Consider the following 9,681-nt stretch of genomic DNA (forward strand, 5'->3'; position numbering starts at 1 on the left):
GGACAGCAAGCGGCGTTGCGGGAAGACCTTCCAGGCTGGATCGGGCCCGAGTTAGATCGAGAGTGGTTGGCGCGTAATGTATTTGCGTCCAGGATCCACGGCCGGTGGTCGGCTGGCTTGACCAAGGCGGGCTACGCGATGCCCGGTTCGGTGGCGGTCGATGTTCGAGCGGTATCGGACGAGGGCGCCGAGTACTTGGGTCACTACCTCGCGAAGGCGACTTACGACGCGGCGAGCAAGTTCGGGATGGAGATCGCGGCGGGTCAGGTATCGAAGTCTGGGCGCTTCGAACGAAACCGCACACCGTTCGAACTGCTAGGAGATCTCGCATCTTCGGTGGACGCGCGCGGCTTCGGCGTCCGGACACCGCGGCACTGGGCAGTAAAGGAGGCGGGCAACGGTGATTGGGCCGTGATTGACACCGATACGGGCGAGGTTCTTAGGGTGACTCCGCCAGGTGAGTGGGGGGTATGGCATGAATGGGAGCAGGCATCTAAAGGGCGCCGCCAGATCTTGTGGTCGCGTCGGCGACACGAGCCGTCCTCGGCACGGGAGCAATTGTGGAACAAGCTCCTCGATGTCCGCGGTGCCACAGCGGTGCAGCCTGATGCGGTCGTGGCGTCGACTGATGTTGGCGGCGAAGTAGTTGGCGAGATTGGGCGTGCTGACTGGTACCGCGTGGTCGCCTGGCGCCCTGAGCTGATGACGGAGGTGCTTGAAGCCGCCGAGGCGGGTGGTAGTTCCGGTGTCGACCGGTTGCTGAGAACGGTAGGTGTGGTGCTGAAACATCCGCCACCGTCAATTCGGGCCGCGTGATGTCACACTTCAGTCTGCACCGCACCGTTCGGCGTTGTACCCGCGCATGAGCGGCGGAAAGGCCGGGGGTGAGGTGTCGACGTGGCGAGTTGAACCGTTACCCAAGCGATCTGCGTGGCCAGTCCAGCAGCAACGCCCGGATCTGCGGCTCGTAGGCGTCGACGACCGAACCCCGGCTCACGCGCTCATACTTCGGTGGACGGTCCGATGCCAACGCGGCCCGTACCGTATTGCGCGATACCCCGATGCGGCGAGCAATCTCTCGAATCGGCACGCCCTCAGCGGGACGCAACCGGCGGATCTCTGCCCAATCCTCCACTGAAATCACCCCCCAACCGTCCCCGGAGTGGGTCATTTTTCCGGGAACCGCAGAGGGTCAGTTTTCAGGAAGCTTCAACACCGGGGTGTGAGGCCGAGGTCGATTTCGCCGAACTGTATGTCGATCTGCCCGAGGGGCGCACGAAGTGCTTTCTGTTCACGATGCGGCTGTCGATGTCAGGCAAGGCCGTGCACCGGGTTTATTCGACCCAGTCCCAGGAGGCATTCCTGGAAGGCCATCTGGCGGCGTTCGACGAGTTCGGCGGTACCCCCACCGGCCACATCCGCTACGACAACTTGAAATCCGCAGTGACTCGGGTGCTGTTCGGTGATCGCGGCCGGATCGAAAACCAGCGCTGGGTCTTGTCCGATCCCATCAGGGCTTCGAGGCGTTCTACTGCATCCCCGGGGTCGCCGGAACCCATGAGAAAGGCGGTGTCGAGGGCGAGGGCGGACGCTTTCGCCGCAACCACCTGGTCCTAGTCCCCAAAATAGCGTCCCTGACCGAACTCAACGCGCGGCTGGCTGAAGCTGACCGGGGTGACGACGCCCGCCGGATCGGGCACCGCATCCGCACCGTCGGCGAAGACTTCGCTCTCGAGCACCCCTACTGCGACCACTGCCGACTAAGCGGTTCGAACCGGGTCTGATATTGGAGCCTCGGGTAGATCGGCACGGTCGAATCATGGTGCGCAGCAGCCAGTATTCGGTGCCTGCCCGGTTCATCGGCCGCCGTGTGCGGGTGCGGCTGCCCTCCAACGAGCTGCTGGTCTTCGACGGCAACACCCCGATCGCGCACCATCAGCGCTCAATCCGTAAACCCACTCCGACCCGCGCCGAAACCCGACTGCGTACGCCACTGGAGCCGCCCAACCCTCAATTCGGCCGCTACGAGCACGGCGAACCTCATGCAGTCCCGCTAGCGTCGACCAATCCTCTTCGACCACGGACCGATCAACCACTTCGAGTCAGCAGCACCCAAGGATTTTTGCCAGCGAGCGGTGCCTGTGGTGGTACGGCGTTACGCTGCTGCCGTGGGACCAACGCGCCTCGACACCGCACGAGTCCAGGCCGCTCGGCGCATGATTAGCCCGATATTCCGCGACACACCCCTCTACCCGTGCGAGGCCTTAGAGACCATCCTCGGATGCCAAGTGAGTATCAAGCTCGAAACAGCCAATCCGGTACGAAGCTTTAAGGCCCGCGGTGCTGAGGTCGTGGCAAGTCTGCTGGCCGGCAGCGGTCCGAGCGCCCTGATCTGCGCGAGCGCGGGCAATCTTGGCCAAGCCCTCGCCTGGTCGGGTCGCGCCCGGGGGCTTGAGGTCACCGTTGTGGCATCCCGGTATGCGCCAGCGGCCAAACTTGACCGTATCCGCGCACTGGACGCCAAGCTGGAACTGGTCGACGGCGACATCGAGACCGCTCGCGAGCACGCAGCCGACATCGCCCGATGCGAGAATCTTCGTCTGGTCGAAGATAGCTTAGACATTGAAACCTGTGAGGGCGCAGCAACAATCGGCCTCGAACTCGTCGAATCCCAGACGTCTTTCGACTTTGCGCTGGTTGCTCTAGGAGGCGGCGCGTTGGCCACCGGAGTCGGTCATGTCATCAAGGTGATGGCGCCAGCGGTGGAAATGATCTGCGTTCAACCGCGCGGCGCTCCGGCGATGACCTACTCCTGGCGCCAACGCCGCGTCATCACCACCGACTCAACCAACACCATCGCCGACGGCGTGGCCGGCAGACACCCCATCCCAGCAGTTCTGGACGACCTCCTCGTCGTCGCCGACGACGCCATATTGGTTGACGAGGAGTCGATCATCGCCGGCATGAGAATGCTCCTGGACCACGCGGGCCTGATCGTCGAGCCCTCGGCCGCGCTCGGCGTCGCCGCCATCCTCGAGGACCGCGCCCGCTTCGCCGATCGACACGTCGTCACCATCGTTTGCGGCAGCAACGTGGATCCAGAGGCCTACCACCGTTGGATCTACCCGCACCCCTAAGCACTAAGAAGCGCACGGGCACTCGATAACAACGCTCCTACACACCTGTCACACGGTCGCAAATATGGGCACCACATGGGGCCAACCCAACGTGTCCTCACGGGTCCGATCAAACTTGACAGACTCATTTATACCTTGAATCCGGCGTTGATCCACGGCCGGATTGTCCTTAGGTAGAGAAGAATTCGCGTCTTAGTATCGGTATTTTCCCGATGACTCGGTGGCTTTGGCGTCGGCTACGAACAATCTCGGAAGGCGATGGCGAAACCGAACGACGTCGGGTGTCAGGTCTCGATCGATTCACGATGGGATGAGGAAGCCGGCCAGGTCGGCCAGCTCACACGCGTGCTGAACGTAGCTGCAGAGCGCAGGCGGCCATGACAACTGCAGATCCTAGTGCCGCTGTGATTCAGGCTGCCGCGCAACGGGAATCGGCAAGCTTTGCCTCGACGATGGCTGATTCATCTCTGGCCGCCGCAGTGGATGTCTGGCTACGGTGCGCGGCCCGTAGCAAAGCTACACCTGCGCAACGTGCTCGACTCATACGACGCGCGCGGAGGGTCCGTCGGCGAGTTGGAAGCCGGCAAGCCGCACGGTCGCGTCCTCGCCACGGTGGCGGCACCTGACCGGCCGGCGACCCAGCACGCGGTGGTTGATGCCGCGCACCGGGCTAGGCGGGCACCCGTGGGGCCGGTAGCATCGACGCTGGTCGAGTCTTCAAGGAGGTGTGTCCCGTGGAACGTAGAACGCCGAAGAAGGTCGTGGTGTCGAAGGCTGCGGTGAAACGCTCTGCGATGCGCGCTGTGAAGGCGTCGGCCAAGTTAGAGGGGCGGGTCGTTCCGGCCGGCCACCGACGATCGGCCGCAGCGAAGGCTTACCTCGCAAAGCAGCTGCCGCCGAACCGCTGATGGTGGTGTGCGGCGCGCTGATCTCGCTGCACGGCAAGATCGATCGGCATTGCCGAGGAAAACGTAGTTGACTCTTGGCCGGGTCGATGCGAGTCTGGTCGGCTGCCCTGTTCCCGGAATGACGACGAGGCGATGAACCTTACTGACGATGAGCTGACCGACCTGAGCGCCGAGCTGACCGGCGGTGCTGAGGTGCACCGCCGCCGACCGATCACCGATGTCGAAGGCTGGCTACAGAGCCTGGACCGCAGTGTCCTTGCGTCGCTACGCGGGCTGGGCGCGCTGCTGGTCGGTGTGGCCGAGCACGACAACATCAGTCCCCCGGAGGGGGCAGAGCGGTTTACCACCCGCTGTCTGGGAGTGGTGGGGCGCGGGCATCTGGTCGAAGAGGAACGCGACCTCAGCCCGGTGTCGCGCTTCACCGTCGCACTGGCGCTGGCCGAGTGGATCGACGAGTATGCGCATGACTGTGAGATCGGTTCGGGCGAGTACAGCAACCCGCCCAAGTGGACTCAGACTGAGATTGGTGGGCGCCGGTACCGCCATCCGTTGTGTTTGCGGGCCTATTTCCCTGCCGGGACGCTGCTGGAAGACGCCGGGTGTGTGATCGGCATCGAGGGTCGCCAGAGCATGATGCAGTCGGCCGAAGTGAGCGCTTATGTGACTCCCGACTGCCAGGATCTTGCCCGCATCCTGCTGGATCGGCTGGCTGAACGTGCCAAGCAGCTGAATCCGTATCGGGGCCGTGCGGTGCGCGCGACCTTCACCAACGGGCTGGACTTGGCCGTCATAAATCTTCCCTCGACCGCTACGCGGGAGAATGTCATCGTGGGTAGCGAGGTGTGGGCGGAGGTCGATCTCGGTGTAGAGGCTGTGCGTGACCGGCACGAGCTGCTCAATCGGCATGGCCTCGGTGCGCGCCGCGGTGTGCTCCTGTGCGGTCCGCCCGGGACCGGCAAGTCGGCGGTGAGCGCGGTCGTCGCCCGCGAGGTGGTCGGCGAATTCACCGTCATCTATGTAGAGGCCAAGGCAGGCACCCTGCTGCTAAGCGCGGTCGTGGAGGAAGCCCAGCACCTCGGCGGCCCGGTGCTGCTCGTACTGGAAGATATCGACCTATGGTGCCGGGACCGCGCTACCGATGGTGGTGGACTATCGGAGCTGTTGCAGGCCATGGACATTCAGGCCAATGCCCGCATCCTGACGCTGGCTTCCACTAACGACGCCGCCACTCTGGACAAGGCGGCGATTCGTACCGGGCGGTTCGACTCCATCGTTGAGATCGGTTACCCCAACCGCACCGATGCGGCCCGGATTCTGACGGCATTGATCTACGACCTGCCCGGTGGCGCCGCGGTTGACACTGCGACAGTGGCGGCCACGCTTCCCGAAAAGACAAGCGGCAGCGATATTCGCGAAATTGTCCGCCGCGCCGTGCTCGCGGGTGAGAACGGACACGTCGGTACCGCGACGCTTCTGGCGGAAATCGGCAGCGGGCGCTACCGGGCCACGATTCCTGAAGGTTTGTACCTCTAGATGGGCAGGAGGCGGCTGATCGGTGGCGCATAGCGGTCTTCTGATTCGCACCAACGGGATCCAGACTCCCGCAACGGTGGCGCGGCTCATCGTGACCCGACGTGACCCTGAGGGCACGTATCGGGCAATAGGCTTCCTAGACAAACTCGTCGACGGCACCTTCGAGTTCGCGTATTTGCAGGCGGCAGTGCAGCATCCGTCGTTTGTGCCGCTGATCGGCTTCAGTGACGTCGGCCGCCGCTATCGTCGCGCCTATCTGTTTTCCGCGTTCGCCGAGCGTGTGATTGGCGCCAAGCGAGCCGACAGGCCACAGTACTTGGCGAGCCTGAACCTACCTGAAGACGCTGATTCGTGGGAGATTCTCACCGCCTCGGGCGGATATCGCGAGGGTGACACTATCGAACTCATTGCCCTGCCACAGATTGAGGCCAGTGGCCGCACCGAGGCGCGGTTCTTGGCGCACGGCATCCGTTACTGCACTGACGAGGCCAGCCGCGCAATTTCCGCGCTGACGCGCGACGCCGTGTTGGGACTGCAGCGTGTACCCGACAACCCGGTGAACTCGTTGGCGGTCAGAATCACTCACCGCCACCTGCACTTGGGTTACGTACCCGACCCCCTGATCGACTACGTCAGCGCTGTGATCTCCGGCGGTCAAGCGCGTCTGAGCGTCGTGCAGGCGAACTCGCCGGAGACCAACCCGCATTTGCGGCTCGTGCTGCGGCTGGGCGGAGTGCTCCGCGGGCCCTCACCGTTCGATGGCCCACAGTGGCGCACAGCGGCTTAACAGCTGATACGCCGGGGCCGGGGCAGCGAATCGCCACCAGCCCTTCCCGGCCACGGCCGTATTGTTCAATTAGGAAAGCACCAACAGATACTTGGACTACACGCCATGAGTGTTATTCGCGTTAACTATCTACCCCGGTTCGACTATGGCCACGATGCGGTCTTGCTGACTTTAGATGGTCCCGGGACTGAAGACTTTCGTGCCGCCGTCAACACTGCAATTCAACAAAGCACAGCGCGGATAGAACTAGGCGGCATAACCCACGAATTCGTCATCAACTCCGGTCACGCCGCTATCGTTCTGCGGCCGACATGCGTGGTCTGGCAATTCGACCAGGAAAAGGCACGTGAAATCGTTTTCGATCTAGAAATCCTGATCAACAAGGGCCGCGCAGGGCACACTTACGTAGACATTTCAAGCCCTGCCCCCACGCTCGTTATCTCGCGTGACGAGTACGTCGAATCCGTTTATCCCTGGATTAGTCCTCCAGGCTCGGATGAGGGCGCCCACCAATGAGGTGTCCTCAGCGACGCACACTTCGGCTATCAGTTGTCGATTAGGAAAGCTGGTCGGCTGGAAGCGGCTCGGGTGGTTGGTTTGCTTTTGTGGTCATATCGCGGCACTCACCGTAGATGGTGATTGACCCACCTGCGTTTTGGACGGGGGAGTAGGGATCAAATACTGCGGTGACGCCTTGCTTGCTTACGGCGGATGCATGCGTGTGGAAGTCTCCCGGCCCGCCCCAGCCATGGCTTTTAAGCGTTGAGATCATTTGTTGGATCTCAGCTCGGGACGCTTCGAGGGTCGGCGCGTGGTCATAAGCGAGTCCCACGATTCCCCGGAACGGTGCGACGCCCTGATCGTTGCAGGAGTCGCGGCTGAAATGAGCGGAGGCGCCTTTGAGCCCAAGAGTTATGGCAATCTCTCGTGCCGCGTTGACAACTTGGGCCTTGGACTCGTCGGGAGTCATTGGATGCGGCACTCCTTCGCTGAGATTCCTTATGCTGCTGCAGGATTGAAGCGTGATGGTCAGGAATCCGGCTGTCACGAGTGCAATCGCCAAGCGCCTCGTGACGGCGCTAATCCTGTCGAAGGTGTTCATAGCTGTTTTCAATGGTAATGGCCTTGTGTCGGGCGGCGAAGCGACTCGGGGTCGAATTCGTCCGGGAGCCAGTAGGTGCCGCGGTGCTGGGCTGTCATGCCATCGTGTTCCAGTGCGTCACCGTGACCGGATGCGATGTCGGCGATGCTGAACAACGATTCGTTTCCGGGTGTGAAGTAGGAGCTGTGATCCTTTAGCGGGAAGGTCATGCCGGGGGCTTCGGCTTTGAAACGGGTCGAACCCCAGCCTTCGACGGCCGGGTCGCTACCGAGTCCGACCGTGACTCCCGTTCCGGGCAGGTGCCCTTGGATGCCGCCGAGGTGGGTGATCGGGTCTGTGGATGCAGCGCCCACATAGACGTGCCCGCCTTCGGGAAGGTGGAAGTCACCGGCGTTGTGGGCAAGGTCTGTTCCTGGACAGCCGACGAGGACAACGTCGTTGGCGTGCATTCCCGATCCTGCTGCGGCATCGGCCACCGTTGTGGAGCCGTAGGAATGACCGACAACGGTGACGTGGGAGTTGCCTGGTTGGTGAGTTACGCCGAGCGCGTTGACATCTCCTGCCAGTAGGCCTCCTCCATTTCGGGCGAGCGTTGTCTGCCCTATCTGGGGGTCGATTGCGCTGTCTGGGGCGTGATATCCCATCCACACCAGAACCGAATTTGATTTAGTGGGATCGGCCCGTTGGGCTTCGTTGTAGATGTTTCGTCCGTCCGTGTGGCTCAGATAGCCGTCACGCACGCTGCTGCCCGTCCCCGGTACGAGCACGGTGGTGTTGTCGGCCTTGTCGGGGTTGCCGATAGCGATGGCTTCTCTGCCTCGGCCGTCGAACGCTTCGGGATCGTAGGTCTGTAGGAACACCGGATTCTTGCTGCCGTCGGGGTTGGTGCCGCTCGTCTTGAGGCCGTCCTGTGTCTTGAGGGCGTTGTTGTAGCGGGTAATGGCTGATGGCGTAAGGCCGTACAGCTCCGGGTGTTGAGTCACTTGATCAACGCCGACATGGGCTCGGTCAGCGGCGGTTTGTACTCGGGCGATGTCGTCGTTCATCACCGCCTGGTTGACCGTGTCTCGGTTGTCGGTCTCAATGCCGTTGAGGTTTCCTAACTCTGGTGGATGCTGCGCGAGTAACTGATCACGTTGTTGCTGGCTAAGCGATTCCCATCAACGCTTGACGTCTTCGGGTTTGGTGTTTGGGGGCGGGATTTGAATCTGTTCGGGATTGTCCTGCGCGTCTACCGGCTCAAGAGGCTTGGGGTCATATCCGTCAGTACGCAAATTTCCGAGAGAACTTTGCAGCGTGGCCGAATAGCCATTGCGTGCCGCGGTCAGTTGGTTGAGAGCGTCTTTGGTGTCGCTAACCGCTGTCCTTTTGAGGGCGTTGATGATCGCATGCAGTTCTTGCTGGCTCGCCGCATCAGGGTGTTCCCGCAGATCCTGCTCGGCTAAGTCGATCATGTGGTCGAGCTGTTCCAACTGGCCTTCGAGTGTGGCGATCTCTTGAGCTCCGGTCTTTTGCGCGTCAGCCAATGCAGCGGCGATATTTTCCAAGTCGGCTCCGATCTTGGGCAACTGCTCAGACTGAGCACCAAGCGATTTGACGGTGCGCTGCACCTCGGCTGACGCGTTGATCGGATTGGGAGCGCCATCCTGGTGGTTCCAGGCCGCATTGAAGCGCTGCTGCGCCTGCGCGAATGCATGTTCGGCCTCGGCGGTCTGGCGGCCGGCGCCGTGGAAGGCGTTGGCGAGGTTAGAGATCTGGCCGGGCTGGCCAGCTTGCAGGCTCCGGTTGATTTCCCACGGATCGCCCCCCGCATTGGCGATCAAGGCGGCGACATCCAGCCACACCAAATGCATCGGCCGCCTCCAACATGGTCGCCCCTACCCGCCGTTAACGCGAATATTCTCGCCCAACGGCTTGGACAGTGGGCCGTAATTCTCAATCGGGTACTACCCAGGCGGCGTTGCCTATTCGTTGAGCCTTTAGTCGATCAATGCTGTTCGTTACGTCGTCAAAGTACAAGTCAGGTTCCGTGGCGGCCGCCAGAGGTTATCGAACGGCGGGGTCTGCTGTCCCGGTCAGGTCAAGATGTCTATCCGTGCCGCGGACCCGCGTGTGCGTCGGTGGCTGTTGCGAGACTTACGACGTGTTTGAAAAGTTCACGGCCCGGGGCGCGACAAGCCGTCATCAGGTCGGCAGAAGCGGCCCGAGTGCGAC

General features: G+C 62.3%; 5 protein-coding genes and 4 pseudogenes. 6 read left to right on the forward strand and 3 right to left on the reverse strand.

All coding sequences use genetic code 11. The annotated features are described in order from the left end of the window. Nucleotides 1–816: pseudogene (locus tag JF781_RS26635) on the forward strand (hypothetical protein); the annotation flags it as partial. Between the two features lie 115 nt (nt 817–931). On the opposite strand, the pseudogene JF781_RS26640 reads toward JF781_RS26635, so the two are convergent. Continuing rightward, nucleotides 932–1,144: pseudogene (locus JF781_RS26640) on the reverse strand (helix-turn-helix domain-containing protein); the annotation flags it as partial. A 71-nt stretch (nt 1,145–1,215) separates the two neighbouring features. On the opposite strand from JF781_RS26640, the pseudogene JF781_RS26645 reads away from it, so the two are divergent. The 5 genes and pseudogenes from JF781_RS26645 to JF781_RS26665 form a co-directional block, all read left to right on the forward strand. Next, nucleotides 1,216–1,942 (forward strand): annotated as a pseudogene (locus tag JF781_RS26645) (IS21 family transposase); the annotation flags it as partial. Between the two features lie 274 nt (nt 1,943–2,216). Continuing rightward, nucleotides 2,217–3,137 carry a threonine/serine dehydratase gene (locus tag JF781_RS26650; protein ID WP_225330514.1) on the forward strand — a complete coding sequence of 307 codons (921 nt, stop codon included), beginning with the start codon at nt 2,217–2,219 and terminating at the stop codon, nt 3,135–3,137. A 1,040-nt stretch (nt 3,138–4,177) separates the two neighbouring features. Next, nucleotides 4,178–5,578: an ATP-binding protein gene (locus JF781_RS26655; RefSeq protein WP_225330513.1), complete on the forward strand. Its 1,401-nt coding sequence runs from the start codon at nt 4,178–4,180 to the stop codon at nt 5,576–5,578. A gap of 76 nt (nt 5,579–5,654) precedes the next feature. Continuing rightward, on the forward strand, nt 5,655–6,365 hold the full coding sequence (locus JF781_RS26660; RefSeq protein WP_225330512.1) for a hypothetical protein: 711 nt from the start codon (nt 5,655–5,657) through the stop codon (nt 6,363–6,365). 105 nt (nt 6,366–6,470) lie between these two features. After that, nucleotides 6,471–6,881, forward strand: a complete 411-nt coding sequence (locus JF781_RS26665; protein WP_225330511.1) for a hypothetical protein — start codon at nt 6,471–6,473, stop codon at nt 6,879–6,881. A 40-nt stretch (nt 6,882–6,921) separates the two neighbouring features. Here the strand turns inward: JF781_RS26665 and JF781_RS26670 are convergent, their stop codons facing one another. Together JF781_RS26670 and JF781_RS26675 are read right to left on the reverse strand one after the other, a co-directional pair. Next, nucleotides 6,922–7,467, reverse strand: a complete 546-nt coding sequence (locus JF781_RS26670) for a hypothetical protein (RefSeq protein WP_225330510.1) — start codon at nt 7,465–7,467, stop codon at nt 6,922–6,924. An 8-nt stretch (nt 7,468–7,475) separates the two neighbouring features. Then, nucleotides 7,476–9,320 (reverse strand): annotated as a pseudogene (locus tag JF781_RS26675) (alpha/beta hydrolase). Between the last annotated feature and the right edge of the window lie 361 nt (nt 9,321–9,681).

The sequence above is a fragment of the Mycobacterium sp. WUMAC-067 genome (genome assembly GCF_020217485.1).
Classification (GTDB): domain Bacteria; phylum Actinomycetota; class Actinomycetes; order Mycobacteriales; family Mycobacteriaceae; genus Mycobacterium.